This window comes from Candidatus Poriferisocius sp., from assembly GCF_965219815.1.
In the GTDB taxonomy this organism is placed as follows: domain Bacteria; phylum Actinomycetota; class Acidimicrobiia; order Acidimicrobiales; family Bin134; genus Poriferisocius.
On the sequence record NZ_OZ244791.1, the window covers coordinates 1,486,969 to 1,513,777 of the forward strand.

A 26,809-nucleotide genomic window follows, 5' to 3' on the forward strand; every position below is an offset into this window, starting at 1 on the left:
TTCGGGGGGAATGTGTCACTGGGGTCGGTATAATTTCATGTATGGAACTTGCAGTGAAACCCGGCACAAGACCCGGTGCGGACAGTACTGATGCCAGCGGTGATGCTCGCGTTGGCGGGGGTTTCGGGTTCCCAGATTTCTCTGAAGCGGGCGCTTCGGAACTGTTGGGCTTGATGGGCGAGGCTGACTTGTTGCGCCGTCGGGCCGAGGGGTACCTGCTCGGGCTGGTTGTGCGCTACGGGGAACTCGAGGGGCCGGGCGCGGCTTCCACGGTTTGCCATCAGCTCGGGATCAGCGCTTATCGGGCCCGCCAGCTGGCCAAGACGGCCCAGGGCGTCGCGGCCTTGCCCCAGGTTCTCGGCGCGATCCAGGATGATCGCATCTCGGCGGATCAGGCTGGGATGGTGGCCGAGTCCAACAAGCGGGCGCCGATGAGCGAACAAGACCAGCAAGAGCTGTTGGATCTGGGTGGTTGGCAGGGTCACGACGAATTCAAGAAGACCGTGGCCGCCCGCGAGGACCAGCGCCGCGCCGACGACGGAATGAGCCGGGCCGAGCGCCAGCGGGCTCGCCGATCCGCCAAGGTGTTCGACGGCACCGGCGGCATGATCGTGTTGCACGCCGAGTTCGACCAGGTGTCCGGCGATCGGGTCAAGACGGCGCTCGGAGCCATGAATGCCAAGATGCTGGGCGACGACATCGCCTTCGACCCGATCCGCACTTTCGAGCAGCGCAACGCCGACGCGCTAGTCGCGCTCATCAGCCAACAGCCCGCCGACAACAACGACCCGGTAGCGGCCGGTGTGCCGGGGGGCGAGATCCGCCCGCAGAAGACGGTGCTGGTGGTGTCCGCCGATTACGACGCCATCGAAAGCCGGCTGAAGAACGCCGGGCTCATCGACGGCACCCCCATCGAGCTGGACGAACTGCGCCGCATCGCCTGCGACGCGGACATCGTCCCGATGATCTTCGGAAACGACGGGCAGCCACTCTATGTGGGCAAAGCCCAAAGAACGCCAACCAAAGCTCAGAAGCTGGCCCTGTACCGCAGAGACCGAGGCTGCGTGGGCTGCGGCCTCAGACCACAGGTCTGCGACGCCCACCACATCATTCCGTGGGACCAAAACGGGCCCACCGACATCACCAACCTGGTGCTGCTGTGCCCTCGCTGCCACACCAAAGTTCATAAACACGGCCACACCATCCAACACGACACCGTCAGCGGCCGATACCGCCTCCAACCCCTACCTCGGCCCAGCCCGAGAACCCACCCACCGCCCGCTGAACAACTAGCTGCCGCCTGAACACTCGCCCGTTCCCTACCGCGTGCTCCGCTTCCTGTTGTGATGGGCCGGCAATTTAGGGAATTTGAATGCGGCAGAATCAGGAATTCATTTGCAGCAATTTTTTGGGAATTCAATATTGGGAATTGCAGAGGGCTTGCCAGATCTTCTCGGGGGTGCAGGGCATGTCGATGTGGGTGACTCCTAGCGGGGAGAGGGCATCGATGATGGCGTTCTGCACGGCGGCGGGGGCGGCGATGGCACCGCTTTCGGCCACTCCTTTGACGCCGAGGGGGTTGCGATCGGTGGGGGTCTCAATGAAAGCAGTCTCTACTTCGGGGATGTCGCTGGCTGCGGGTACTAGGTAATCGGCCAGACTGGTGGTGAGGGGGTTAGCGTCGGCGTCGTAGCGCATCTCTTCGAACAGGGCGACGGCGATGCCCTGGACGGCGCCGCCCTGGACTTGGCCCGAGGCTTGGACCTCGTTGAGGACTCGGCCGCAGTCGGTAACGGCTACGTGGCGGAGCAGGTCGACTTGGCCGGTCTCGGTGTCGACCTCCACGACGGCGGCGTGGGTGCCGCCGGGGAAGGTGGGTTGGCCTTGGTCGAAGGCGGCGGTGGCTTCGGTGCCGGCCAGGTCGGCTAGCGGGATGCTGGCTGAAGGGGTGCCCCGCACCCCTAGGACGACGTCTTGCCCATGGCCGGGGGTTCTCCGTACGCCTCGGACGGCGGGTGGTGCTTCGCCGGGCCTCCCTGGTGCTTTCGGCGGGGTGGCGAGACGCAGTTCTATGTCGTCTTTGGCGGCTTCTAGTCGCTCGGCAGCCTGCTCTTTGAGCTTGTCGAGCAGGCGGGCCGCCACTTCGACGGCAGAGCTGCCGGCCAGCGATGCCGACCTGGATCCAAAGCTGCCCAAGGCGGATCGGAAGCGGCCGGTATCGGGGGCTACTGCGCTGACATAGGCCGGGTCGAGGCCCAGTGACTCTGCCGCTAGATGGGTGATGACGGTCGTCATGCCCTGGCCGATCGGGGCGATGCCCGCGTCGATCTCAATGAAACCATCGTCGGTGACACGGGCGGCAGCGGGTTGGCAGGGTTCGTGGCGGCCGGTGAAGTCGGCCCAGCAGCTGATGCCGATTCCCAGCAGTCGGTGGTCTCCGGAGGAACGACGGTGGGCTTGTTCTTCTCGTAGTTGCCGGTAGCCGATCTCGGCGAGAGCCTGGTTCAGAGCACCCAGGTGGTCGGCCTCATCCATGACTAGTCCACCGGACGTCTGCCGGGGGAAGTCCTCAGGTCGCAGCAGATTTCGGCGTCGGATCTCGGCAGGGTCTATGTCCAACGAACGGGCCAGGGCGTCCATTGCCCGCTCTAGCAGGCCGATGGCTTCAGCTCTTCCCGGTCCCCTATACGGCCCGGTGGGGACGGTATTGGTCATCACCGCCGAAGCGGTGACCGCCACTTGGTCGATCCGGTAGGGGCCGGGAATGAGTCGCTGGGTTTGCAGGGGTTCAAATGCACCCATCCCGGCGTAGCCGCCCACGTCGGCGCTCACGTCGGCCTCGAGGGCGGTGACATTGCCGTCTCGATCAGCTGCCAACGTGATTCGCTGGTCTTGGTCGCGGGCTTGCATCGACAGCAGATTCTCGGAGCGGGAGTGCGTGAAGCGCAGCGGGCGGTTCAGCCGCAGGGCCAGGCGAGCGGCCACCGCGAACAAACCGTTCTCACCGTCGCATTTGCCCCCGAAGCCGCCGCCGATGGGGGGAACGACCAGGCTGATCTGGTCATCGTCAGTGGCCAGGGTGCCAGCCAGTTCATCGTGAGTCAGAGACGGCATTTGGGCATTGATGTGGATCCTCACCCGGTCACCGTCGGGAACCACGAGACCGGCAACCCCCTCGATGGGGGAACAGGCCACTCGGGGGTAGTGCTGTTTGACGGTCAAAGTCACATCGGCGGCGTCTAGCGCAGCCTGGGTGGCGGCCAGATCACCCGACGGGACGGTGAGCACGGTGTTCGAGCCGTGATCCGGGTGGAGAAGCGGGGCCTCTTCAGCGGTGGCAGCGGTTTGGTCGGGAACCGGGGGCAGAGATCGGTAATCCACGGTCACCAACTCGCAGGCATCGGCTGCGACTGCCTCGCTGACTGCGACCACCGCGGCGACTGCTTCCCCGACATAGGCCACTGATCCCTCGGCCAACGGCGGACGGCAAATCCTTACCGGGGAGATTCCCTCCAGACCGGCTTGGGTGATCAAGTCCAAGTCGTCAGCGGTGAACACCCCGACCACCCCGTCGAGGGCCTCGGCATCGGATGTGTCGATACCGGTAATGGAGGCTCGGGCTACCGGTGACCTCACAAACGCCAACCAGAGCGCGCCCTCAGCGATTAGGTCACCGCCGAAGCGGGCCCGTCCGGTTAGCAGGTCGAAGTCCTCGATCCGACCATCCCAATTGCTCACGTCAAACCGCTACAGGGCTTCTTCGATGACGGTGCCCTTAAAGAAGTCAGTGTTGGTGCCGGCCCACAGCGACATCGGATGCTCGAAGGTGAAGGCCCGGAAGTCGGCCTCGTCGAGGATGCCGTCGTCCACCAGCTCGTAGGCCTCGGGCAGCACCTCGCGCACGTCGGGGACGTCCCAGTGGCCCACGTCGGAGGCGAAGATGCCCTTCACCACCTGGCCCTTCGGGGTCACCGACCGGTTGAACCCGATGGCGGTCATGGGGTCGTCGGCTTCGCAGCCGAAGTGGAAGCGGTCCCAGATGGCCAGGATGTCGTCCACGGTGTCCACCCCGCTGAGGGCGAACTCGTCAATGGTGGCCGGATCTTCATCGGGCTCGCTCAACATGTGCAGCGCTTCTTGGAGACGGTCCCGATGGCTGTTGGCCACCGGGGTGCTGTAGGCGTCGAACAGCTGGCCCAGCTCGTCCATGTCCACCGCGGCGGGGTCGTAGTGGCTGATGGCGTCGCGGTTGCGCTTCTCCCAGTGGCCGATCACATCCGAAAGCAGGTTCACACCCCAGGCCACGCCCCCCTCCAGGAAGGCCCAGCGCAGTTCGGGGAAGCGGTGGGCCACCCCGCCCATGAACATCGCCCGGCACAGGGCCTCGCCGGCGGCGGCGAAATTACCCAGGTGGTTGTACACGTAGTTGGTCTCCGAGGTGCGGCTGCCCCAGCCCATACCCGCGGAATGGAAGGTGGGCGACACGCCCAGCTCGGTACACCGCCGCCACACCGGGTCGTAGTCGTGGGGGGAGTCCATGCCCAGGGTGTCCATGCGGCGGGCATGGCGGTGGCTGGTGTTCTCCGGGTCCACCGGCCGGGGCACCAGCCCGGTCATCATCACCGGGCGCATGCCCAGCTCGCCCACCGCGAAGTCCAGCTCGGCAATGGCCTCATCGGGGGTGAACATGGGGATGATGGCCACCGGCATGAGGCGGTCGGAGTAGGGCTCGTAGGCCTGGTGGAAGTAGAGGTTGAACGCCCTGGCCGCTCCGAGGCGCAAATCCTCGTCTTCGAGGCCCATGCAGGTGAGCCCGTAGGTGGGATAGAGCACGGCCAGGTCGATTCCGATCTCGTCCAGGCGCTCGTACAGCAGCTTGGGCAGCAGGGCGGTGGCCCGGTCGAGGGTGTTGCGGGTCGGGAGCCCCCACCATGCCGAGCGCATAATCCCGGCGGCCCGGCGCTGCTCCAGCGACAGGTCGATGGACTTCCGGGCGCCGTATTCGACGACCTTGAACTTGTCCACCAGTTCCGGTCCGCCGACGGTGGCCATGATGTCGTGAACCTCGGGCAGGAACTCGATGATGTGGCCGTCGGAGTCGATGATGGGATGGTCGATGGCGTCGCGGATGCGCCGCACCTCGGCGCTGGGCTCAAAGCTCATGGGGGACAGACTAGGACTCCGGCCATGGACGAAGCGGGGCGTACACTTCGGAATCATGCGAGGCATCATCAGCTTCGGGGGCTACGTGCCGTACCGGCGGCTGGACCGGTCGGCCATTGCCGCGGTGATGGGCAAAGGGGACGGCCGGGGTACAAGATCGGTGGCTTCCTACGACGAGGACACCACCACGATGGGAGTGGAGGCTGCTCGGCTGGCCCTGCGCCCGGTTGATGCTGAGCCCCGGGCGCTATGGTTCGCCACCGCCGACCCCGCCTATCTGGAGAAGACGAACGCCACCGCCATCCACGCTGCGCTGCGGCTGGACACCTCGGTGGGCGCGCTGGACTTCGGAGGCGCGGTGCGTTCCGGCATCGGGGCGCTGCGAACTGCCCTGGATGCGAAGGGGCCCACATTGGTGGTTACCGCCGACATCAGGGGCGGACTGCCCACCGGCGCTGATGAAGCCGCTGGTGGCGACGGTGCCGCCGCATTCTTGATTGGCACAGAGGACGATGGGCCGGTGGTAGCCGAGCTGCTGGGGTCGGCGTCGGCCACCGAGGAGTTCGTAGACCGCTGGCGCCAGCCGGGTTCACCCAGCACCGGCCAATGGGAGGAGCGCTTCGGCGAGACCCGCTACGGCCCGCTGGCGGCCCAAGGGTGGAAGGAGGCGCTGGGCGCGGCTGGCATTGATGCGGCCGATGTGGATGTGGCGGTGGTGACCGGGTCCCACAGCCGGGCGGTCAAGCGGGTGGCGGGCCAGCTCGGTGTGGCTCGAGTGGCTGATGACTTGGCCGTGTCGGTGGGCAACACGGGCACAGCCCATCCCGGCCTTTTGCTGGTCAACGAGCTGGAGCAGGCCGAGCCGGGCCAGACCATCGCGGTGGTGATGCTGGCCGACGGGGTGGAGGTGCTGGTACTGCGGACCACTGAGGCGTTGGATGCCTATTCGCCGGCTCTCCCCGTAGCCGACCAGATCGCCGGTGGGGCCGAGGTGAGCTACGCCACGTTCTTACAGTGGCGGGAAATGATCCAGGTGCAGCCTCCCAACCGACCCGAACCAACTCGGCCTTCGTCTTCGGCCTCGGCCCGGTCGCAAGACTGGAAGTACGGGTTTGTGGGCAGTCGGGGCGCCGAGAGCGGAACTCTGCACTTGCCGCCTACCCGGGTGTCTATTCGGCCCGAGGACGAGCTTGATGCCATGGATCCCGCCCCCATGGCTGACGTAGGGGCCACCGTGGTGACCTTCACCATCGACCGGCTGGTGTACTCGGTGAGTCCGCCGGTGGTGTTCGCGGTGGTGGACTTCGACGGGGGCGGCCGCCTCCCGGTGGAGCTGACCGACGTGGACCCCGATGCGGTCCGCATCGGCCAGAGGGTGGAGATGACCTTCCGACGGCTGTACGAGGCCGAGGGCATCATCAACTATTTCTGGAAGGCCCGCCCAGAGCGGTCTTCATCGGGGGGCTAGGAGGCGCAAATGGCCAGTCATGGCATCAAGGACCAGGTGGCGATCATCGGAATGGGGTGCACTCAGTTCCGGGAGCATTGGGACAAGGGAACCGACGACCTGCTGATCGACTCCGCCTCTGCCGCGTTCGCCTCCGCGGGAGTGACCAAAGACGACGTGGACGCCTTCTGGGTGGGGACGGCCTCCAGCGGCATGAGCGGGCTGACGCTCAGCCAGCCGTTGAAGTTGGAGGGCAAGCCGGTGACCCGAGTGGAGAATTTCTGTGCCACCGGCTCCGAGGCGCTTCGCCAAGCCTCCTATGCCGTGGCCAGCGGGGCCTACGACATGGCCATGGCCGTCGGGGTGGAGAAGGTCAAGGACTCTGGCTATCAGGGATTGAATGCCGCACCCGCCCCCCACGACGGCACCAAGCGGAGTCTGACCGCGGCGGCCATGTTCAGCCTGGTTCTGCCCGCCTATGCCGCCCGCTACGGGGTGGACGAGGACGAGCTGCGCATGGTGGTGGCCAAGATCGCCGAGAAGAACCACCGCAACGGGGCGCTCAACCCGCTGGCCCAGTTCCGCCGGGAGATGCCGGCCGAGAAGATCTGCGAGATGGCAGCGGTGGCCGGGCGGCTGTCGGTGTTCGACTGCTCCGGCGTGGCCGACGGCTCGGCAGCGGCCATCGTGGTGCGGGCCGAAGACGCCCACAAGTACTGCGACGACCCGCTGTACATCAAGGCGCTGTCGTTCGTGTCGGGCACCGGCGGCGGGCTCATCGATCCCGACTACGACTACACCACGTTCCCCGAGTGCGAGATGGCCGGGGCCGACGCCTACCGCCAAGCGGGTATCGAAGATCCCCGCTCCGCGCTGGCCATGGCCGAAGTCCACGACTGTTTCACCCCCACCGAGATGGTCCTCATGGAAGACCTGGGCTTCTGCGAGCGGGGCACGGCCTGGAAAGAGGTGCTAGCCGGAACCTTCGAGCGCAACGGCGACATGCCCATCAATACCGACGGCGGCCTCAAAGCATTCGGCCACCCCGTGGGCGCCTCCGGCCTGCGCATGCACTACGAGTGCTGGCTCCAGCTCCGAAACAAAGCCGGCGACGACCGCCAGATCGACCTGTCGGCCCGCAACCTCGGCCTAGTCCACAACCTAGGCGGCTACCCCGGCGAAATGGTCTCCTTCGTCTCGATCCTCGGCCCCAACCTGGGGTGATCTAGCGGGGCCAGACTTGGGGGCAGCGGGGGTGGTTTACGGGGTCGCCTTCGGATACTTCGGTGTGGTGGGGCTTTAGGGGGGTGCCGCGTTTGAAGCGGTAGACGGTGCCGTCGCCGCAGTAGCGCACCGAGATGGCTCGACGCCACTGGTCGGTCACGTTGGCGTGGGCGCCGTGGAGGGTCATGGCGTGGTGGACGGCCACATCTCCGGGTGACATGTCGAAGCAGAGCAGGTGCTCGGAATCGTCCCGGTCGTAGTGGGGGACCTCCTCGCCGTCGGTATCGGGCATCGACAACTGGCTCACGAACCAGTTGGGCCGGAAGTTCCGCTCCCAGCGGTGCGAGCCCTTCACGTAGACGGTGGCCCCGGTGGCTTTGGAGATGGGATCGAGCGGGCACCAGGTGGTGCAAACCTTGTCGCCTTCCAGCTGGAAGTAGGCCATGTCCTGGTGGATGGAGGTGGGCTCCTCGGTGTGGGGCTCCTTCACCAGCACGCTGTCTTCGTAGAACCACAGTTCCTGGCTCCGCATTAGCTCGGCGGCCACCTGCGGTAGGGGCGATTGGGTGGCGAAGTGCTCGAAGTCGGGGTCGTTCCACCAGTGGTCGGTGCCGCCATGGAACTGGCCGCGGGGGGCACCTGTCTTGGCCGCTGCGGGGTCGTTGAGCACGGTGCCGCCGCTGGGCGGTACCACCATGGTGCCCATCTCGGTCATATTGTTCATTTCCTCCGACCCCAGAGCTCGGTCTACCGGCTTCGCCATGGAGGCCAGGGTTTCGTTGGAGAGCACCCCCCGGATCACCACCACGCCGTCGCGCCAGAAAGCTTCAATCTCTTTGTCGCTCACCAGTCCCATAGCGACAATCCTTACATTTGTTCCAGGTCAGGGGGCATGCCGAGGTGGACCATGCTTTCGGCGGTGGAGCCCTGAGGGGTCCAGTCGGAGGTGTCCATGGCGTGGGCCAAGCCCGAGGCCACTGATTCCATGGTCAGGTCGATCTCTTGGGCCGGAGATGCCGCGTAGACGATACGGGCAAACTTGCCGCCGCCGGCGGTGAAGGCCTCGCCGGTCACCGCGCACTGGTCGCTCACCAGATGGGCCACCACCGGGGCCACCTTCTCGGCGCCGAAGTGATCCCGCAGGTGCGACTTGAACGGCGACTCGGGCAGTCCCTCGGTCAATCGGGAGATGGCCGCGGGCAACAGCAGGTTGGCGGTGATGTTGTGGGCCTGGCCGAACATGGCCTGGGTGCGGGTGAAGCCGAACAGCCCCGACTTGGTGGACGCATAGGAGGCGATGGGGTTGCCGAAGCATGCTGGGGAGCCGGTATTGATAATGCGCCCGTAGCCCCGCTCCACCATGTGAGGCCACGCCGCCTTGGCGGTGTTGAGGCATCCCAGCAGGGTCACCCCCACGTGGCGGTGCATCTCGTCGGCGTCGATGTCGGGGAAGAACGCCGAGCTGGCGACCCCGGCGTTGTTGATGAGGATGTCCACCCGGCCCCAGGCATCCATTGCACTGGCCACCATCGCCTGAGCGGTGGCCTCCTCGGCCACGTCGCCGTTGTTGGCGATGGCCTCGCCACCGGCGTCGCGGATGCGTTGCGCGGCCTCCTCGGCGATGTCGGGATTGAAGCCCTGTTCAACCAGGCCCAAGGTGCCGCTGCCGAGGTCGTTGAGCACGATCTTGGCGCCGCGCTCGGCCAGGTAGCTGGCGTGGGCGAACCCCAGGCCGATTCTGTCTGCGGCGCCGGTAACAAGGGCGACCCTGTCTTGGAACTCATTGGGCCCCTGATGTTCATTAGACATTGAGGTCACGCTCCGTTCAAGAGAGGGGCGAGAGTCTCAAGCGTTTCGAGGCTGGGGCGGGTCTTGTCCACTGGGTCCAGCGGCTGGATGCACACATGGGTGGCGCCGGCTTCGTGATGCTGGCGCACCCGTTCGGCCAGGGCGTTCTCATCGCCCCAAGCCACCACTGCGTCCACCACCTCGTCGCTGCCGCCGTCGTTGAGGGCGCTCTCCTCGAAGCCGCAGCGCATGAGGTTGTTCCGGTAGTTGGGCATGGTTATCGGCCCGGCCATGGATGCTCGGGCCCGCTCCCTGGCCCGCACTGAATCGGTTTCCAGCATCACCTTCTGCTCTGGGCAGATCCACGCGTCGGGACCCATGATCTCCCGGGACCGCCGAGAGTTCTCCGGCGGCGCGAAGTAGGGGTGGGCCCCCATGGTGCGTTCGGCGGCCAGCTTCAACATGAGCGGGCCGAGGGCGGCCAGCACCATGGGCGGTTCGCCATCGAGTTGCGGTCCCCACCACATGGCGCTTTCCATTTTGTCGAGGTACTCCCGCATAGACGGGATCGGCTTGGGGTAGGGCTTGCCCTGCAATCGCTCCACTGGAGCTTGGTGCGACACCCCGAGGCCGAGCAGAAAACGGCCTCCCGACTGGTCGTGCAATTCCCGCTGGGCGCAGGAGGTGGCCTGGGCCTCCCGCAGGTGGATGTTGACCACACCGGTGGCCAGCACCAGCGTGGAAGTGTGGTTGAGCAGCAGGGAGGCGTGAGCGAACGGGTCGCGGCCGAAGGCGTCGGGGATCCACAGGGCGCCGTAGCCCAGCTCCTCGACGCGCTGAGCGAATTCGATGGCCTCGGTGGTTGAGAAGCTGTCGGTGCGGGTCCAGACCCCGACGCGGCCTATATCCATGCTCATGGGGAGCAAAGTAGCCTCCGCCGCCCGCCCTTGAGATGGTCAGGCGACGATCTGGCTGTCGTGAAGGCGGGCGATCTCGGTGCCCGACAGGCCGAGTACGTCGGCCAGCACCTCGTCGGTGTGCTGGCCCAGCCGGGGGGCGGGACCGGGATCTGCCTGATGCTCCTGAGAGAAGCGGAGCGGGGGACCAGGGGTGAGATATTGACCGGTCTCAGGGTGGTCCACTTCGGCGAACATCGGGTTCTCGGTGGAACAGCGGGGGTCGTTGGTCACCAGCTCCAGCATCGACTGGTAACGGCCCCAGCACACTCCCTGGGCATCCAGCGCCACCGATGCCTCGGCCAGCGTGCGGGCCGCACACCACTGGGCCACCAGCGGGTTGAGACGGTCCAAGGCCCGGTATCGGTCGCCGTCCACCCGGGTGAAGTCCAGGCCGGTCTCAGCCTCCAGCGCAGCCACCTCCTCCGCTACCCCGCAGGCGGCTACTACACCCGTCCACTGGCGGGCGCTTACCGCCACGATCTGGATGCGCTCGCCGTCGGCCAGCTCGAAGTCTCGCCCGAAAGCGCCGTAGATGTCGTTGCCGATCCGGGGGCGCTGGGTTCCCAGAAGCTGGGCCTCGGCCACATGGCCCAGCATCGACACCGCGGCCAGCGCCACATCGGACAGAGCCAAGTTCACCAGGCTGCCTTCACCAGTGCGGGACCGCTGGCGTTCAGCGGCCAGCACTCCCACCGCGGCGGTCTGGCCGCAGATGATGTCCCAGGCGGGCAGCACATGGTTGATGGTGCCGTCGGTGCCGGTGAGCCACGGATAGCCCAGGGCGCAGTTCACGGTGTAGTCCACCGCGGTTGAGCCGTCGTGGTTGCCGGTGATGGCCACCATGATGAGGTCGTCGCGGTGCTGGCGCAGGCTGTCGTAAGACAGCCAGCCGACGGCGGGGAAGTTGGTGGTGAAAATTCCGGCATCAGGGCCGGGTGCGGTGGCCAAGGCGGTGATCAACTCTTGGCCCTCGGGGGAGCGGAGGTCGACCTGGATTGACCGCTTCCCCTTGTTGAGACCCTGCCAATACAGCGACTGGCAATCCTGGGTGAGCGGCCACCGTTGGTAGTCGATGCCGCCGCCGATGGCGTCGAAGCGGATCACGTCGGCCCCGTGTTGGGCCAGCGTCATTCCCCCCGAGGGGCAGGCCACAAACGCCGATCCCTCCACCACGCGCATCCCCGCCAGCACGCCGTTCATCGTCAGGCCTCCAGTAGAGGCAGGACCTCGGCACCAAAGCGGGCGACTTGGTCGACGTATTCGGCTGCGTCGCGGGACCGGAAAAAGAGAAACACCACCGAAGTCCCCAACTCGTGGGCGTAACGGAGCGACTCGGCAACCTGGTCGGGAGAACCGCCGATATACGGCCATCCCGGCGGGAAGAGCCCCTCCGGCGGGTCGCCGATATAAACGGTCCCGGCCAACCAGCCGAGGTCCACTTCATCGAGGTCGCGGCCCACCACGTCGGCATGGGCCCGCATGAAGTCGATCTGCTCGGTCATGGCCTCTCTGGGCGTGCCCTGGGGGATCCAGCCGTCCCCCCGCTCCACCACCCGGCGCAGGGCCGGGCGGGTGCTGCCCCCGATCCAGACGGGAATGGTGTCCTGCGCGGCGGCGGGGCCCACTCCCACGTCTTTGAAGTCGTAGAACTCTCCGCTGAACTCGCAGAACCCTCCGGCAGCTTCCACCGCCACCCTCACCGCGTCGATGGCCTCGTCGGTCATCCGCCCCCGGTCGGCGAAGCTCAATCCCAAGGCTTCGAACTCGGCTTCGACGTGGCCGGCACCCACTCCCATTACTGCTCGCCCCCCGGTGAGGTGGTCGAGGGTGCAAAAGGAGTTCGCGGTGGTCAGAGGGTGGCGATAGGGAAGGACGTACACCTCCGACAGCAGCCGGATCGTGCTGGTGGCTGCTCCCAGGAAGCTCAGTGTGGCGATCGGGTCGTACCACGTGGTGGACATGTGGGCGGCGTATTCGTTGTTCGGGATGGCGATGTGGTCGCACACCCCCACGAACCCGAGTCCGGCGGCCTCGGCTGTTTGGGTGATGGCCAACAAGTCGCCCACGGTGGCAGTTGGCTCCCACGGCTGGCAGATTCGCTCGTTGAGAGTCTGAATCGGCAACTGGATCCCGAAGAGGGTCTCGCCGTCGGCAGTTATGCGCGCCATGGGGTCATTGTGGCGGGTGGAGTCCGAGGCTGTCGAAGAGGAAGGCTCGTTGGAGGAGCAGAAGGTTCTCGGCCACCTGCTCTTGGGGGGTCATGTGGGTGACACCAGGCAACGGCAGCACCTGGTGGGGGCGGCCGGCCTCGAACAGAGCCTGGGAGAGTTGGAGGGTGTGGGCGGCGAACACGTTGTCGTCGGCCAAACCGCAGATCAACAGCAGCGGGCGGGCGAGGTCGCCGGCCAACTCCAACAGGCTGGTGCGGGTGTAGGCCTCAGGGCTGTGGTCGGGGTGGCCCAGGTAGCGCTCGGTGTAGTGGGTGTCGTAGAGCCGCCAGTCGGTCACCGGCGCGCCGGCGATGGCGGCGTGGAACCGGTCGGGCCGGGCCAGCACGGCCAAAGCGGCCAGATAGCCGCCGAATGACCAACCCCTAACGGCCACCCGGCTCAAGTCCAGGCGGGGATGCTGCTCAGCCAGTGCTTCGAGGGCGTCGATCTGGTCTTCTAGCACCGGATGGGCCAGATCGCCGACCACCGCCCGCTCCCAAGCCGGGCCGCGGGCGGGGGTGCCCCGGCCATCGGTGATGACCACCGCGAACCCCTGGTTGGCGAACCACTGCGACACGTGGAACGGTGAGCGGGCTTTGAGCACGCGCTGGGCGTGGGGGCCACCGTAGGGGTCGAGGAGCACCGGCAGCGGATGGCCCTCGGTTCTGTTGTCGTCCGACGGATACAGCACCGCGGCGCGCAATTCTCGACTGCCGACGACAGAGAACCGGGGTGCCGGAGTCAACGACGGCGTGGCAGCACTAGAGGTGATGGGGATGCGCTCGGTAGGGGTGATCACTTCTACCGCCGCCTCCCGGTCGGTCCCCGCGGCCCGTGCCATCACGACGGTGTCGCCTCCAGTGGCAGCGCTGTATACGCCCAGCTGGTCGCTGAGCTGTTTGAGTTCGCCTTCACCGTTGAGCTGCCAAACATGGACTTCGGTGGGGTCGTCCGACGCGGTGAACACCACCCAGTGTTCAGCGGCGGCCACCACGCTGCGGACTTGCAGGTTGTCGGGTGTGGCCTCGATGCCGTCGATCACCAGGCGCCGGGCCGAGCCCCGGTCCTCAACGGTCACCAGCCGCTCACCCATCCACTCGGGGGTACCGGTCACCAGCTCCACCCAATGCTCGTCGCTCTGGTGGGCAAATTCGGTGGTGGCACCAGTGTCAGGGTCGACCTCCAAGATCACAACCGTGCGCTGGTCGCGGCTCTGCACGGTGATGACCGGGTTCGACCGGGGTGCCCACGCGGCCCGAGCCAGGTATTCATAGCCATCCCGATCCCAGGCCACATCGACCCGGCTGCCGTCGAGCCCGATGACGGCCAAGGAGACGTCGGCGTTGACTGTGCCCGCGGCGGGATAGGCCATGGGCACCGGAGTCGCCGCCGGATCAGCGGGGGAGGGGATGTACCAGATAGGAACTTCGGCGGTGTCCACTCGGGCCACCAGCAAGCGCTGGCTGTCGGGAGACCACCAGAATCCCCGGCTCCGGCCCATCTCCTCGGCGGCGATGAATTCGGCCGACCCCCAGCTCACGGTGTCGCCCGGCTCGTCGATGACCACTCGGTCGAGCCCGCCGGCCGCGGCGTCCACCACTCGCAAGCCTGAGCCGGACACATAGGCCACCCGCTGCCCGTCGGGTGAGGGGCGGGAATCGAATGCGCCAGGCTCGGTAGGCAGCGAATCGACGGTCCCTTGGGCTGCATCGGCCAGGAACACCCGGCCGTCCAAGGTGAAGGCGATCTTGGTCAGGCTTGGATCGCCGGCGTAGGCCACGATCCCGCCGCCGCTCTCCCGGGCTCGCTCTCGGCGGGCCCGCTCCGCTGGCGGCAGGTTCTCCTCGCCGGGGTCGGCCAAGAGTTCGACCGGATCGGCCACCACACGTTCCTCGCCGGTAGCGGTGTCCAGCAGCCAGAGCCGGTTCACTGGATCGTCACCTGACTCACTGCGTAGAAAGGCCACCCGGCCTCCATTGTCGGAGACGGTGAAGCTGCGGGGTGCCCCCAGGGTGAATCCCCGGGTGCGGGCGTGCTGGCGGGGGAACGACTCGGTCATAGCGCGCCGAATGAATCTAGGTCGGCTGCGGCGGTGGCGGCACGGTTTACCAAGGCCAGGGAAGTGGACTTGGGCATCATCACGCCCACCGCGGCGGTCACCAGCATGGCCTCGACCGCGTAGACAACATTGCGGCGATAGGCCAGCCAGGCTTCATCGGAATCCGGGGCGACCGGGCCGAGTTGGCGTAGATAGTCGGCCAGCAGATCCTTCTCCGCGCTTCGGCGCATCTCGGGGTCAAGCGAGGTGGCCAGCAGATAGGCGACGTCTCGGGCCCACGGCCCGGCCCGGCACAGCTGCCAGTCGATGAGCCCGGGGCGGTCGTCGGCGGCGACGAATTGGTTCCCCGGGTGGCAGTCGTTGTGGATCAGAGTGGTCGGTCCGGCCGACATCGCCTCCTGGGCCCCCCGGCGGGTGCGGGCATACCGGGCAATGGGCTGGTGCAGCTCCTCGGGAACCGCCGAGCCAACTCGCCAGAGCCCCAGGCGGCAGAGCAAGGGGCTGAGCAATGCCCCCAGCTTCAGTTCTCGACGGGGGTTTCGAGCCAGCCACGGGTGCGACTCAGTACGCCCCCACCATTGCCGATGCATGGCGGCCAGCGACGCCAGCAGCGAGGCTGCCTGATCCGCGCTGAGGGTGTCGGTAGACCGCCGCAGGGTCGCACCGGAGTCGGCCAAATCCTCTAGCACCACGATGAAGCCGCGCCAGAAGTGGTCCGCGCCGTGGCAATGAGGGGTGGCGATGGGCACCTGATCACGCAACTCGGTGTAGAACCTGACCTCGGCCCGACTCAGCCGGGGCACCGCGACGAAAGCGCGAGCGATCAGGGAACGGGATGGTCGCTTGACGAACACGGCCAGCTTTTGGCCATCGGCCAAGTGCAGCCGAGCCCGAGTTCTTCGCGTGGTGCCCGACTGATCATCCAGGATCTCGATCTCCGTCACGGGCTGGCCGAACAGCTGGCTCTGGTATTTCCTCAGGATTTTCTCCAGATCGTGCCGCCGGGAGTGTCCTCCAACACGATTCCCCGGGCGGTCAGCTCATCGCGGATGCGGTCGGCGGAAGCGAAGTCCTTAGCCTGGCGGGCCTCGTCCCGCTCGGCCAGCAGCATTGCCACCTCTGTGGCCAACGCGTCATCGCCCGCTTGGTTGTCGCTCGCCAAGGTGAGGCCCAACGCACCAGTCAGGTCGACCACCGTGGCATGGGCCGCAGCCCCCCGGTCGGTGTCTCCGGCATCCAGTGCGGCGTTCGCCTCCCGGACCAAGTCGAACACCACCGCCAGACCGGCGGGAGTGCCGAAGTCGTCGTCCATTGCCGCGGTGAACCGGGCAACCGCATCGGGATCAGGCGTTGCCCCCTGATCCAGGCCTGCGGCGGTGGCCCGGCGGTGCCAGGCTCGGAGCCGGTCGAGCGCCCCTGAAGCGCCGGCCAGGGCATCGTCGCTCAGCTCCATGACCGTGCGGTAATGGGTTTGCAGCATCAATAGCCGCAGCACCTGGGGTTCGTAGGCATCGAGCAGGTTGGACAGGGTGGTGAAGTTTCCCAGTGACTTGGCCATCTTCTCGCCGTTCACGTTGAGCATGGCTCCATGGATCCAATGGCGGGCGAAGCCCAGCTCTGCCCCTTCGGCCTCGGCCACCTCGTTCTGATGATGGGGGAAAGCCAAATCGTCGCCCCCGCCATGGATGTCGAACGTCTCGCCCAGAAGGTCAGTGGCCATGGCCACGCATTCAATGTGCCAGCCGGGTCGGCCGGGCCCCCACGGGGAGTCCCACACCGGCTCCCCTGGTTTGGCTGCTTTCCACAAGGCGAAATCCAGTGGATCGGTCTTGTCGACGTCCACCTCCACCCGGGCTCCGGCGCCCTCCCGCAACTCCTCTGGGGTGCGCCCGATCAGGTCGCCGTAGCGGGCGTGGGCGTCCACCGAGAAATACACCCCCTTGCCCTCGATGAAATAGGCCGCGCCCCGATCCACCAGATCGCTGATGAACTCGAGCATCTCGGTTACATATTCGGTGGCGTGGGGCTGGTGGTCGGGCCGAGCGATGCCGAACCGGTCCATCTGCTCGGTATAGACCTGCTCGTACCGGGTCGCCAGCTCGGTTTCGGTGGTCCCGGTCTCAGCGGCCCGGGCGATGATCTTGTCGTCGATGTCGGTGATATTCGACACGAACACAACTTCGAAGCTCCGCCACTGGAGGTAGCGGCGGATCATGTCGAAGGTGAACGCGGTGCGGGCGTGGCCCACGTGGGGGTCGTCGTACACCGTGGGCCCGCACACATACATCGACACCCGGCCATCAACCAGCGGCTCGAACGGCACGATTTCCCGAAGCCGAGTGTCATAGAACGAGACCACGCCAGAAGGCTAGCTATCGCCTCCGCCCATGCTGCCATCCGTTTGACGGGATGCCAGAGGGTTACAGTCAACCGGTGATGCAGCAAGCAGCCGTTGATCCGGCGGTGATGCGCCGGGCCTGGCTGGTGCTGGTGGTGGTGAGCTTGGCCAGCTTCCAGACGGCCATGTCGCTGTCGATCATCTTCGTGGTCTATGCCGACCTGAAGGAGTCCTTTCCCCACGCCAGCGAGGCCGAGCTGTCTTGGGTTATCAACTCTTTCACCATCGTCGGAGCGGCCACCCTGGTCATCTGCGGGGTCCTAGGGGAGCGGTGGGGACGGCGGCGCACTCTGATGGCCGGTATAGCGGTGTTCACCCTGGCATCGGCGGGGGCTGCGCTGGCGCCCAGCACCGGAGCGCTCATCGTGGCCCGAGCTCTCCAGGGGTTCGGAACGTCGCTGAGCCTGCCCATGGGGGCGGCCATTGTGATCGAGGCATTCCCGGTAGCCCGCCGGGGAACCGGCGTGGGCGCGTGGTCGGCCAACGGCGCGGTGGCCGCGGCCATGGGACCTTCGGTGGGCGCCCTGCTGGTGCATGTGGGCGACTGGCGGTGGGCGTTCTGGCTGAACGTGCCCTTCGGGGTGATCGCCCTGGCCTTTATCGGCAAGGTCATCCAAGAGCACCGCAATCCGCAGACCCCGGAGCTGCCCGATCGCCTGGGAGCGCTCATGGTGTTGGCCGGCGTCGGCGGGGTGGTGTTCGCCCTGGTGCAGAGCCGGGAGTGGTCATGGGCCGATCCGGTGGTGCTGGCGGCCTTGATCGGAGGGCCTCTGGTGCTTGTGCTGCTGGCCTGGAGATCGATGCGTCACCGATTGCCGGTGATCGACCCCAGGCTTTTCCAATTCAAGAGCTTCCGGCTGGGCAACTACGGGATGCTGGTATTCTCCATCGCCTTCTTCGGGCATCAGTTGGTAGGGGTGAACTACCTGACCATCGTCTGGGAGCTGACCATATTCGAGGCCGGAATGCTGCTGACCCCGGTGTTCGTGTTCACCGGCCTGCTGTCGGCGCTGTCGGGCCGGTGGGCCGACCGGTGGGGACCGGCCAGATTCGTTGTCGCTGGGAGCCTCATGTGGACGGGGGGAATGGTGTGGCAGTGGGCCACCTTGGGGGGCGAGGAGGATCTTGTGGCCTGGGTGCTCAGCGTGACGCTGGCGGGAATCGGATCGGGCTTGGTGTGGGGATCGCTGTTCGCGGTGATGGTGGCTGATCTGCCCAGCGATTTCCTGGCATCAGGATCCAGCGTGGCTCAGACCATGATGCGGGTGGGAAACGCCTTCGGCGTTGCCATCGCGGTGACCGTCATCGGCGCCACTTTGGCCGTGGGCCAGGTCGGCAACCTCGGCACCAGCTATATCATGCTGGCTGCCGGGGGCGCGGTTACTGCGGTGCTGGGAGTGCGTTGCACCCAGCCCAGGGGCATGCCGGCCCCCGCGTTGAAATAGAGTCACGGGGATGAGCACTGCTGTCAACGGTTTGGTTGCCTACGCCCACGTGAATATCCCGGTGACCGATGTGGAAGCCGCCGATGCCTTCTACACCGAGAAGCTGGGGCTGGAGAAGCTCCCCCGGCCCGACTTCGGAGGGTTCGATGGGTCGTGGCTGCGGTTGGGTCCCTCCCAGCTACACCTGAGCAAGGTGGACGAAATGCCTGACAGCGCCGGGGTCATGTCCCACTTCGCCCTCTTCATTCCTGCCGACGAATTCGACGCCACCATGGCCGAGTTGGCCGAGCGAGGTGTGGAGTTCTTCATCGAGCCAAACGAGCGGGATGACTTCGGCGTGGCAGTGCGATCGGCCTTCGCCCGTGATCCCGATGGGAACCTCATCGAGTTCACCGACGTCGCCTTATTCGAGTGATGGAGGTCTTCACTCGGACCAATTGAGACTCATGCCCTCGATTCTCGGTCACCCGGTTCCGCGAAGGGAAGATCCCCGCTTCCTCACCGGCCAGGGCGCGTTCGTGGCCAATCTGGTGCCACCCGAAGCCGCCCATGTCGTGTATGTGACATCGACAGAGCCCCATGCCCGGCTGCGGTCGGTGGATGTAGAGGCCGCCGTAGCCGCTCCTGGAGTACTCGGGGTGTTCACTGCTGCTGACATCGACCCCGACGTGGTGGTGTACCCCCCGCCGTTTCCCGGCATGAACGATCAGATGGCCCGGACCATGCTGGCCGGCGAGGTGGTCCGCTACGTGGGTGAGCCGGTGGCTGCGGTGGTAGCCGATGAGCCGAAGCTTGCCGCCGACGCGGCTGACATGGTGACGGTGGACTACGAGCCGCGGCCCCCGCTGGTCGATCTAGAGGCCTCGCTGCGGGGCGATGTGGTGCTGTTCGAGGGCATTGATGATCAGACGGTGTATCGGTGTGGGGCGGGCCAGGCGCCCGACTTTGAAGCGTGCGAGGTGGTGGTGCGGGCCCGGTTCCTCAACCAGCGAGTGTCGGCGGCGCCCATTGAGGCCCGAACGGGCTTCTCCTACTGGGAAGGCGACCGGCTGATCCACCACACCGCCACCCAGGGCAGCCACAACGTGAAGACGGCGTTGATGGGCATCTACCGCTTGGACCCCGACCAGGTGCTGGTGACTACCCCCGATGTGGGTGGCAGCTTCGGTGCCAAGTTCCGCTGCTACCCCGAGGAGGCCCTTCTCGGCTGGCTGGCCCGCCGCTTGGGCCGCCCGTGTGCTTGGGCGGAGACCCGCACTCAGTCGATGACCGGGCTGGGCAGTGGCCGGGGCCAGATCCAGGATGTGGTGTTGGGCGGCAGCCGGGACGGGCGGATCGCCGCCTTGCAGATCGAGGTGATCCAAGACAGCGGGGCTTATCCGCTCATTGCCGGGTTCTTGCCCCGCATGACCATGGCCATGTTCACCGGGGTCTACGACATCGCCAGTGCCGGGTACCAAGCGGTATCGGTGCCCACCTCCACCACGCCCAATGGAGCCTTCCGAGGGGCCGGTCGGCCTGAAGCGACCTCGGCTATCGAACGGGCGGTGGACTTGTTCGCCGCGGAGATCGAGATGGACCCCGCCGAGGTGCGGCGCCGCAACTTCATCCACCCGGAGACATTTCCCCACACCACGGTGTCGGGCATGAGCTACGACTCTGGCGACTACGGCCGGGCCTTGGATCTTGCGCTTGAGACGGCTGGCTACGACGACCTGCGGGCTGAGCAGGCTGCTCGTCGGGCCAACGGCTTGGAAACGCTCATGGGAATCGGCCTGTCCACCTATGTGGAGGTCACTGCCACGACCGGGGCGGGGGATTTCGCCTCGGTGGAACTGGATACCGATGGCACCGTGAGAGCGGTGACCAGTTCCACGCCCCACGGGCAAGGCCACGAGACGGTGTGGCCGATGATCGTGGCCGATGTGCTGGGCCTCGAATTGGATCGGGTGCTGGCGGTGGGCGGCAATACCGACTGCACTCCCCGGGGCCAGGTCACCGGCGGGTCGCGCTCGGCCCAGATCGTGGGGTCGATGCTGGCCGACGCCTCCCAGAAGCTGGTGGAGCAGGTGCTGCCGACGGCTGCCGATCTGTTGGAGGCCGCGGTCGGCGATGTGGTTCACGATCCCGAAGGCGGGTGTTTTCATGTGGCCGGAACCCCGGCGGTTTCGGTGGGATGGGATGCGGTGGCTGCCGCCCTGGACAGTCCGCTGACCGTGGAGTCTGACTTTGAGTCCGGGGGCCAGACTTTTCCGTTCGGCGCCCATGTGGCTGTAGTGGAAGTAGATGCCGAGACCGGCCGGACAGAGTTGATGCGTCTGGTGGCCGTGGACGACGCCGGCACTGTGCTGAACCCGCTCATCTTCGAGGGCCAGATTCACGGGGGAATCGCTGGCGGTGTCGCCCAAGCCCTCATGGAGGAGGTGGCCTACGACGCTGATGCCAACCCGCTTACTACCAACTTTGCCGACTACCCGGTGATCTCGGCGGCTGAACTGCCCAGTTTCGAGCTGATCAGCTCCGAAACTCCTACCGATCGGAACCTGCTGGGGGCCAAGGGCATCGGCGAAGCGGGCACCGTCGGGGCGACCGCCGCAGTGCAGAATGCGGTGATCGACGCCCTCGCTCCCTATGGCGTCCGTCATCTGGACATGCCGTTGTCACCCCAACGAGTGTGGAAGGCCATACGCCGCCATGTCTGAACAGCATTTGGAAGAGCGGGTGCTGGCCATTTGGCAGACCCGTCGGGCCCGACTGCTGTTCCGGTTGCTGAGCCGGCTGGTTTGGCTGATCGGACTCATCTGGCTGCGGACCAAGGTGGTCGGTGCCGAGCGCTTGAAGGCAAAGGGGGCATTCATCATTGCCCCGGTTCACCGGTCCAACCTGGATGCTCCGCTGGTGAACTCCCGGTGCCCTCGGATCGTGCGGTCGCTGGCCAAAAAGGAGATGTTTCCCGCCGGGGTCGGTACCTGGGTCAGCGCCATGTTGGGGGCGTTCCCGGTGCATCGGGGGGTGGGAGACCGCCGCTCACTCCAGGCCGCCGCTGACTTGATGAAACGAGGAGAGCCGTTGTTGGTGTTCCCCGAGGGCACCCGGCAGTCAGGCGGCCACATCGGGGAGATCTTCGGCGGTGCCGCGTTCCTCGCTGCCCGGTCGGGGGTGCCGATTCTCCCGGTGGGCATCGCCGGCACCGAAGAGGCCATGCCGCCAGGGGCCAAGTTCCCCCGACGGGTGCCGATAACCATCGTGGTGGCCGAACCGCTGCTGCCTCCCGATTTGGAGAACGGCCGATTGTCATCCGACCAACGCCACGAGTTCACCATCCGCTTGCGGGAGGCCATGCAAACGGCTATGGACGAGGCCGTGGAGCTGGCGTCAACCCGTCGCACCCGTCGCCGCCGACGTGCCAAGCGCGATGATGAGGTGCAGTGAGCGCAGTTGAAGTTATTCACGCGGCCGAGGCTGAGGCAGCGGCCGGTTATCCCGGGCCCACGGTCGCGCTTACCGGTGCCTGCTCGGCTCAGCTCGTGAGCCCCGACGGGGCGACGCTGTGGCTTGTGGCCGCGGAACTGGCCGCGGGCACCGAAATGCGGTGGGGGACCGAGCATGGTGACGAGGCTGTGTATGTGCGCTCCGGCAGCCTGGTGGTTGACGGGCGGGCCTGCCCTGAAGATGGGGCGGTGGTGGTGGAAGCAGGGGTGGCTGCCACCGCGATTGCGGAGTCTGATACCACCATCGTCCACGTGGGGCCGACCGACCCCGCTCCACCGACGAAAGGGCTGAGGGGTCCGGCCGAAGCTGAGGGCCGAAGTGTGCGGATAGTCGGCCCCGATGGGATATGGGCCACGGTGGACGAAACCCAGCGCACCCGGTTCTTCTCCGACGCCTCAGCACCCACCAATCGGCTGTGGCTGTTGGCCACCGACCGCCCTCAGTACTTCGAGTCGTCAGCTCACAGCCACTCCCAAGACGAGCTGATCCATGTGCTGCGAGGCGAGATCCGAGTAGGGCGTCGAGTCGTCAGCGAGGGCGACACCCTTTGGGTGGCCGCCGACCGCCGCTACAAGCTCTACAGCGGCGACGAAGGCGTCCACTTCATCAACTACCGCCGGGACGCCTCGGTCATGACCTCCCCCAACTACGACGGCCCCCTGCTGGAGGCTGGCCAGGCCACCAACATGACCTGGGTCAACGACATCCGCTGAGCAACCCAGGGTTGCCCACGGATTCTGTGCCAGAGCGGGTAGTTTGCAGTGTGCTTCATCGCGTGGCGACGCTGCTGTTGGTTGCGGCTCTGATCGCAGCAGGCTGCTCAGACGGCACCGGTGCGCCTTCGGTATCGAATGCCGGGCCCACGGAGTTCTCTACATCTGCAACGGAGAAGGTGCCGGAGGCTACGGTGCCTGCGCCTACCCATGAGGCAACCCCCGCTGCGGTCGTGCCCGAGACACCCACCGAAGTCCCTGCGCCCACTGCCGTTCGACTGGCACCTGAGGCCTTTGCCTTCCAGGACTGCGGGCAGGTCTATCTCTGCGCTGAGCTGGAAGTTCCTGCCGATCACAACGATCCGGGCGCGGGAACGATCACGCTGGAACTCGGGATGCTGCCGGCAACCGACCCGGATAGCCGCATCGGTGCACTGCTGGTGAATCCCGGCGGTCCCGGTGGGGGTTTCGAGGGTTTCTTGTCCGGCGGTGCCGGGCTTTCCGGTCGACTACTGGCCCGTTTCGATGTGGTGGGGTGGAACCCTCGAGGAGTATCGGCCAGCTTGTACCCCGACTGTGACGACGAGGCCGCGAACCTCCAGGTGATCGGCGCGCTATCAGACACCCCCGAGAACGAGGCAGTGATCTCGGAGGTGGCTCGGCAAACCGCCGAAGCCTGTTTGGCTGGCTTGAACGGTCGAGCCGATCTCATCAGCACGGTGCAGACGGTGCACGACATGGACTTGATCCGCCAGGCCTTGGGCGAGGAGCAGATCAGCTTCCTCGGTTACAGCTATGGCACGGTGCTGGGTCAGTTTTACGCCGATCGGTATGGAACCAATGCCCGGGCAGTGGTGATCGATGGGGTGCTGGACGCGTCGTTGACCCACGAGGACGTTCTGGTGGAGCAGATCAGGGGCTTCGCCCGAGTTATCGACGAGGTGTTCGACAGTTGCCTACAAGATGCGGCGTGCCCGATTGTCGGCAATCCCAGGTCGGCCTACCTCCAGTTGTTGGCCAGTGTCGAGGCCAACCCACTGCTCGACGCCCTGGGCAATGTGTTGGTGGGACCGGGGGAGGTCCAGTTGGCTCTGGTGATCGTCACCTATCTTCCTGCTGAGCGTTGGTGGTTGTTCTATGAGGCTTTCGCACAGGCTTGGGAAGGCGACGGCCAGCGGATGCACGACCTGGCCCAACGCTATTTGGGGGCCGCAGATCTCGGCTCGTTTTTCAGCATCAGCTGCACCGACGGAGGTCGGATGAGCGAGGACGACCTGGATCGGCTTATCGAGCGAATGGTCGAGGAGGCTGGCGAATTTGGCCGAGCCGCAGCGGCCGAGGCCCGTATGTGCGTGTACTGGCCTGACACCGAGACGCGCCCAAATGAGCCGATCCGGGCCCCGGATGCGGCATCAGTGCTGGTCGTCGGCAACCGGGGCGACAACGCCACTCCCTATGAATGGGCGGTATCGGTAGCCGAGTCGCTGGAGACCGGGGTGCTGTTGACCTACAACGGCACGGGCCACACTAGCTATGGCCTTCACCAATGTGTGGACGATGTAGTGGATGCCTACCTCATCGACCTGTCTGTGCCTTCTGGAGACATCGAGTGCGGCTGAAGGCGCCTGAGCCAATGATGCGGTTGGCCGCGGCCTTGTTGGTTGTTGGGTTGCTCGCCGGGGCTGCGAGCTGTGGTGGCGGCGTGGAAACGGTGCTGGAGGTGAGCTCGGTAGAGCTCGAAGCCACGCCTACCGCGGCGCCGACCCAGGTGCCCACTGCCGTGCCTGCGCAGCCATCTCATACGCCGTCCCCAACTCCGGGCCCGACTATCGGTGTGCCAGCGACAGCAGCGCCCCAAGCAACACCTGAGCCGACTCCTACTCCTGATCGCTCTGCTGAGGAGTTCTTGGCTTCCCTGGCCGACGAGTTCCACTTTGTGCTGGCCGAGGAGTTCGAGTTCTTGGCCGAAATCTCCGAAGAATGGAACCCGGACGCGCAGATCTCGATAGCGGTGGTGCTTCCCGATGAGACAGTTCACGGGTACGAAGATCTGGAGTCCCGGATCTCGGCCAGCGCGGTCAAGCCGCTGTGGGCGGCAGCCGCCCTTGAAGCGGCCGGAGTGGAGGCAGTGAGGCCCTTTGCCTATTCGGCCTTGATCCTGTCCGACAACCTTGCCGGCGGAAGATTGATAGATCTGGCCGGGGGAGTAGACGCGGTGAACGCCTGGACCTGGAATGTGGCCAGGCTTGACGACACCCGGCTGGAGGCGTGGCGTTTCCAAGATCCCAATCGGGTAGCTGAGAATTTCCGGCCTGAGAATCCCTTGGGCAACCGCACCACCATGGCTGACATGGCCCTCTTCTTTGCTCGTCTCTACAAAGGCGAGCTTTTGGGTCCCGATGAGAATGCCGCCCTTCAGCAGTGGCTGCTGGACACTTCGCATTCGCTGAATTCCCCGAGGGACATTGACGGGGTCTTGCTGGATCGACTGCCTCTGGAAGTGGCGGAAGCATCGCTGCACAAGGCGGGTTGGCTTCGACCGAACTGCTGTCCAGCGGAATATCGGCAGATGATCGACGCTGGAGTCATCGTGCTCCCTGACGACAGCTGGTTTGCAATGGCAATTATGAGTGCCCGGGGGGAGTTCTTCGACCTGACCAATCAATGGGTGTCGCTGGCTGCCTGCCGGATCTATGCCTTTGTGGCCGACGATCGTGAGCACTTCTGCGGGCGGGAAGGCGACGGCGTCCACGACCCCGAGATCTGGCCTGAAGCGGGAACCAGCACCCAGTCTTAGGCATCTCCGCTCCGACATCTGCGGCTGAGCCGTGCCAGCATGGGACCATGCAGGACTTTGACAGCAAGGTGGCGGTGATTACTGGAGCAGCTAGCGGAATTGGGGCGGCGTTGGCCGCCGGGTTCAGTGCCGAGGGTGCCAAGGTGGTGGCCGCAGATATCGACCTCGAGGGCGCCAAGGCCACCGCGGACGCCATTGGGGACAGCGCCATTGCCGTTGCAGTGGACGTGGCCGACCGGTCATCGGTAGAAGCCCTGGCCGACGCAGCCTGGGACGCCTTTGGACAGGTCGACCTGCTGTTCAACAACGCCGGTGTGTTCCAAGCCGGGCTCATGTGGGAGCGGACCCAGGCCGACTGGGACTGGGTGCTCGGCGTGAACGTGCACGGCATCGTCAACGGAGTCTCCGAGTTCGTGCCTCGGATGATCGCCCAGGACACCGAGGGGCACATTGTGAACACTGCATCGGTGGCCGCGTTCGTGGCCGGCGGATTCTCCAGCCCCTACGTGGTGTCCAAGTGCGCTGCCTTCTCGCTCACCGAGTGCCTCGCTCTGGACCTGGCAGCAGTGGGGTCCAAGGTCAAGGCCTCGGTGCTCACCCCCAGCGCCATTGACACTGCCATCGCCCACACCGCCCGGGTGCGGGGCGACCGCTACGGCACCGACGAGAGCGAGGACAACGCCTTCGTGGTGGAGTCACTGTCGAAGATGACCGCGTCCGGTATCTCGCCAGCCGATGTGGTCGGCCCGGTCAAGGCGGGGATCCGGGCCGGCGATTTCCTCATCCCAACCAAGCCCAGCTACGCCAACCAACTACAAGTCCGCTACGACGCATTGCTGGAGCGCAAAGTCCCGCCCACCGCCGAGGTTGACTGACCGGTAATTCGCCAAGGGCAGCCGTAACATTGGCAAATGGCTGATGCTTGTGCTGCCTGCCCGCGCGGTTCTTGGTTCTGGGCATCAGTACTTGTATTGGCGCTAATTCTCGCCGGATGCAGCCAAGACAGCGCAAGGCCGCCAGCCACGGCCGGCCCGACCGCTGCTCCCACTCCCACTGACTCCCCATCACCCTTAGCTCCGCCCTCTCCGACACCGGCGCCCACCACCCCCGAGAC

21 protein-coding genes are annotated in these 26,809 nt (G+C 65.9%); 11 read left to right on the forward strand and 10 right to left on the reverse strand.

The features are described 5' to 3' along the window. Positions 1 to 173: 173 nt before the first annotated feature. Complete coding sequence (locus tag ACOQPI_RS07140) at positions 174 to 1,304, forward strand: DUF222 domain-containing protein (protein WP_420618985.1); 1,131 nt, start codon at positions 174 to 176, stop codon at positions 1,302 to 1,304. A 112-nt stretch (positions 1,305 to 1,416) separates the two neighbouring features. On the opposite strand, the gene ACOQPI_RS07145 is transcribed toward ACOQPI_RS07140, so the two are convergent. Both ACOQPI_RS07145 and ACOQPI_RS07150 read right to left on the reverse strand, forming a co-directional pair. Further along, a complete protein-coding gene (locus tag ACOQPI_RS07145; RefSeq protein ID WP_420618986.1) occupies positions 1,417 to 3,738 on the reverse strand; it encodes a xanthine dehydrogenase family protein molybdopterin-binding subunit in 2,322 nt (773 codons plus the stop codon). 9 nt (positions 3,739 to 3,747) lie between these two features. Then, positions 3,748 to 5,163, reverse strand: coding sequence for an amidohydrolase family protein (locus ACOQPI_RS07150; protein WP_420618987.1), 1,416 nt, complete (start codon positions 5,161 to 5,163; stop codon positions 3,748 to 3,750). 55 nt (positions 5,164 to 5,218) lie between these two features. On the opposite strand from ACOQPI_RS07150, the gene ACOQPI_RS07155 reads away from it, so the two are divergent. Together ACOQPI_RS07155 and ACOQPI_RS07160 are read left to right on the forward strand one after the other, a co-directional pair. Next, on the forward strand, positions 5,219 to 6,631 hold the full coding sequence (locus ACOQPI_RS07155) for an OB-fold domain-containing protein (RefSeq protein WP_420618988.1): 1,413 nt from the start codon (positions 5,219 to 5,221) through the stop codon (positions 6,629 to 6,631). A 9-nt stretch (positions 6,632 to 6,640) separates the two neighbouring features. Then, on the forward strand, positions 6,641 to 7,834 hold the full coding sequence (locus ACOQPI_RS07160) for an acetyl-CoA acetyltransferase (RefSeq protein ID WP_420618989.1): 1,194 nt from the start codon (positions 6,641 to 6,643) through the stop codon (positions 7,832 to 7,834). 1 nt (position 7,835) lies between these two features. On the opposite strand, the gene ACOQPI_RS07165 is transcribed toward ACOQPI_RS07160, so the two are convergent. The 8 genes from ACOQPI_RS07165 to cysS are packed head-to-tail and all read right to left on the reverse strand — an operon-like array spanning position 7,836 to position 17,209. After that, positions 7,836 to 8,690 carry a phytanoyl-CoA dioxygenase family protein gene (locus ACOQPI_RS07165; protein WP_420618990.1) on the reverse strand — a complete coding sequence of 285 codons (855 nt, stop codon included), beginning with the start codon at positions 8,688 to 8,690 and terminating at the stop codon, positions 7,836 to 7,838. 11 nt (positions 8,691 to 8,701) lie between these two features. Then, a complete protein-coding gene (locus ACOQPI_RS07170) occupies positions 8,702 to 9,643 on the reverse strand; it encodes an SDR family NAD(P)-dependent oxidoreductase (protein ID WP_420618991.1) in 942 nt (313 codons plus the stop codon). Positions 9,644 to 9,648: 5 nt separating this feature from the next. After that, positions 9,649 to 10,539, reverse strand: a complete 891-nt coding sequence (locus tag ACOQPI_RS07175; RefSeq protein ID WP_420618992.1) for a TIGR03620 family F420-dependent LLM class oxidoreductase — start codon at positions 10,537 to 10,539, stop codon at positions 9,649 to 9,651. A 39-nt stretch (positions 10,540 to 10,578) separates the two neighbouring features. Next, entirely contained in the window at positions 10,579 to 11,781 is a 1,203-nt protein-coding gene (locus ACOQPI_RS07180; RefSeq protein WP_420618993.1) for a CoA transferase, read from the reverse strand. Positions 11,782 to 11,783: 2 nt separating this feature from the next. After that, the gene (locus ACOQPI_RS07185; RefSeq protein WP_420618994.1) at positions 11,784 to 12,749 is read right to left on the reverse strand and encodes a TIGR03619 family F420-dependent LLM class oxidoreductase; all 966 of its coding nucleotides are present in this window, start codon (positions 12,747 to 12,749) and stop codon (positions 11,784 to 11,786) included. Between the two features lie 4 nt (positions 12,750 to 12,753). Then, entirely contained in the window at positions 12,754 to 14,850 is a 2,097-nt protein-coding gene (locus ACOQPI_RS07190; RefSeq protein WP_420618995.1) for a prolyl oligopeptidase family serine peptidase, read from the reverse strand. Further along, positions 14,847 to 15,794 carry an aminoglycoside phosphotransferase family protein gene (locus ACOQPI_RS07195; RefSeq protein WP_420618996.1) on the reverse strand — a complete coding sequence of 316 codons (948 nt, stop codon included), beginning with the start codon at positions 15,792 to 15,794 and terminating at the stop codon, positions 14,847 to 14,849. The genes ACOQPI_RS07190 and ACOQPI_RS07195 overlap by 4 nt, the downstream gene beginning before the upstream one ends. A 32-nt stretch (positions 15,795 to 15,826) precedes the next feature. Further along, the gene (gene cysS, locus ACOQPI_RS07200; RefSeq protein ID WP_420618997.1) at positions 15,827 to 17,209 is read right to left on the reverse strand and encodes a cysteine--tRNA ligase; all 1,383 of its coding nucleotides are present in this window, start codon (positions 17,207 to 17,209) and stop codon (positions 15,827 to 15,829) included. 77 nt (positions 17,210 to 17,286) lie between these two features. Here cysS and ACOQPI_RS07205 point away from each other — a divergent pair, with 77 nt between their 5' ends. From ACOQPI_RS07205 to ACOQPI_RS07240, 8 genes are all read left to right on the forward strand, one after another. After that, positions 17,287 to 18,693 (forward strand): MFS transporter, encoded by a 1,407-nt coding sequence (locus tag ACOQPI_RS07205; protein WP_420621002.1) that lies wholly within the window; start codon positions 17,287 to 17,289, stop codon positions 18,691 to 18,693. A gap of 10 nt (positions 18,694 to 18,703) precedes the next feature. Then, positions 18,704 to 19,108, forward strand: a complete 405-nt coding sequence (locus ACOQPI_RS07210; RefSeq protein ID WP_420618998.1) for a VOC family protein — start codon at positions 18,704 to 18,706, stop codon at positions 19,106 to 19,108. A 31-nt stretch (positions 19,109 to 19,139) separates the two neighbouring features. Beyond that, the gene (locus ACOQPI_RS07215; RefSeq protein WP_420618999.1) at positions 19,140 to 21,395 is read left to right on the forward strand and encodes a xanthine dehydrogenase family protein molybdopterin-binding subunit; all 2,256 of its coding nucleotides are present in this window, start codon (positions 19,140 to 19,142) and stop codon (positions 21,393 to 21,395) included. Next, entirely contained in the window at positions 21,388 to 22,125 is a 738-nt protein-coding gene (locus ACOQPI_RS07220; RefSeq protein ID WP_420619000.1) for a lysophospholipid acyltransferase family protein, read from the forward strand. The genes ACOQPI_RS07215 and ACOQPI_RS07220 overlap by 8 nt, the downstream gene beginning before the upstream one ends. Then, positions 22,122 to 22,898: a hypothetical protein gene (locus ACOQPI_RS07225; RefSeq protein WP_420619001.1), complete on the forward strand. Its 777-nt coding sequence runs from the start codon at positions 22,122 to 22,124 to the stop codon at positions 22,896 to 22,898. The genes ACOQPI_RS07220 and ACOQPI_RS07225 overlap by 4 nt, the downstream gene beginning before the upstream one ends. A 233-nt stretch (positions 22,899 to 23,131) precedes the next feature. Next, on the forward strand, positions 23,132 to 24,517 hold the full coding sequence (locus ACOQPI_RS07230) for an alpha/beta hydrolase (protein ID WP_420619002.1): 1,386 nt from the start codon (positions 23,132 to 23,134) through the stop codon (positions 24,515 to 24,517). 83 nt (positions 24,518 to 24,600) lie between these two features. Further along, complete coding sequence (locus tag ACOQPI_RS07235) at positions 24,601 to 25,695, forward strand: serine hydrolase (protein ID WP_420619003.1); 1,095 nt, start codon at positions 24,601 to 24,603, stop codon at positions 25,693 to 25,695. A 47-nt stretch (positions 25,696 to 25,742) separates the two neighbouring features. Further along, the gene (locus ACOQPI_RS07240) at positions 25,743 to 26,570 is read left to right on the forward strand and encodes an SDR family NAD(P)-dependent oxidoreductase (RefSeq protein WP_420619004.1); all 828 of its coding nucleotides are present in this window, start codon (positions 25,743 to 25,745) and stop codon (positions 26,568 to 26,570) included. The last annotated feature ends 239 nt before the right edge of the window (positions 26,571 to 26,809 follow it).

What these genes read in the sequence shown, in the direction of transcription:
- ACOQPI_RS07140 (WP_420618985.1), top strand. Translation starts at nt 174, where the DNA reads ATGGGCGAGGCTGACTTGTTGCGCCGTCGGGCCGAGGGGTACCTGCTC.
- ACOQPI_RS07150 (WP_420618987.1), bottom strand. Translation starts at nt 5,163, where the DNA reads ATGAGCTTTGAGCCCAGCGCCGAGGTGCGGCGCATCCGCGACGCCATC.
- ACOQPI_RS07155 (WP_420618988.1), top strand. Translation starts at nt 5,219, where the DNA reads ATGCGAGGCATCATCAGCTTCGGGGGCTACGTGCCGTACCGGCGGCTG.
- ACOQPI_RS07160 (WP_420618989.1), top strand. Translation starts at nt 6,641, where the DNA reads ATGGCCAGTCATGGCATCAAGGACCAGGTGGCGATCATCGGAATGGGG.
- ACOQPI_RS07165 (WP_420618990.1), bottom strand. Translation starts at nt 8,690, where the DNA reads ATGGGACTGGTGAGCGACAAAGAGATTGAAGCTTTCTGGCGCGACGGC.
- ACOQPI_RS07170 (WP_420618991.1), bottom strand. Translation starts at nt 9,643, where the DNA reads ATGTCTAATGAACATCAGGGGCCCAATGAGTTCCAAGACAGGGTCGCC.
- ACOQPI_RS07175 (WP_420618992.1), bottom strand. Translation starts at nt 10,539, where the DNA reads ATGAGCATGGATATAGGCCGCGTCGGGGTCTGGACCCGCACCGACAGC.
- ACOQPI_RS07180 (WP_420618993.1), bottom strand. Translation starts at nt 11,781, where the DNA reads ATGAACGGCGTGCTGGCGGGGATGCGCGTGGTGGAGGGATCGGCGTTT.
- ACOQPI_RS07185 (WP_420618994.1), bottom strand. Translation starts at nt 12,749, where the DNA reads ATGGCGCGCATAACTGCCGACGGCGAGACCCTCTTCGGGATCCAGTTG.
- ACOQPI_RS07190 (WP_420618995.1), bottom strand. Translation starts at nt 14,850, where the DNA reads ATGACCGAGTCGTTCCCCCGCCAGCACGCCCGCACCCGGGGATTCACC.
- ACOQPI_RS07205 (WP_420621002.1), top strand. Translation starts at nt 17,287, where the DNA reads ATGCAGCAAGCAGCCGTTGATCCGGCGGTGATGCGCCGGGCCTGGCTG.
- ACOQPI_RS07210 (WP_420618998.1), top strand. Translation starts at nt 18,704, where the DNA reads ATGAGCACTGCTGTCAACGGTTTGGTTGCCTACGCCCACGTGAATATC.
- ACOQPI_RS07215 (WP_420618999.1), top strand. Translation starts at nt 19,140, where the DNA reads ATGCCCTCGATTCTCGGTCACCCGGTTCCGCGAAGGGAAGATCCCCGC.
- ACOQPI_RS07220 (WP_420619000.1), top strand. Translation starts at nt 21,388, where the DNA reads ATGTCTGAACAGCATTTGGAAGAGCGGGTGCTGGCCATTTGGCAGACC.
- ACOQPI_RS07240 (WP_420619004.1), top strand. Translation starts at nt 25,743, where the DNA reads ATGCAGGACTTTGACAGCAAGGTGGCGGTGATTACTGGAGCAGCTAGC.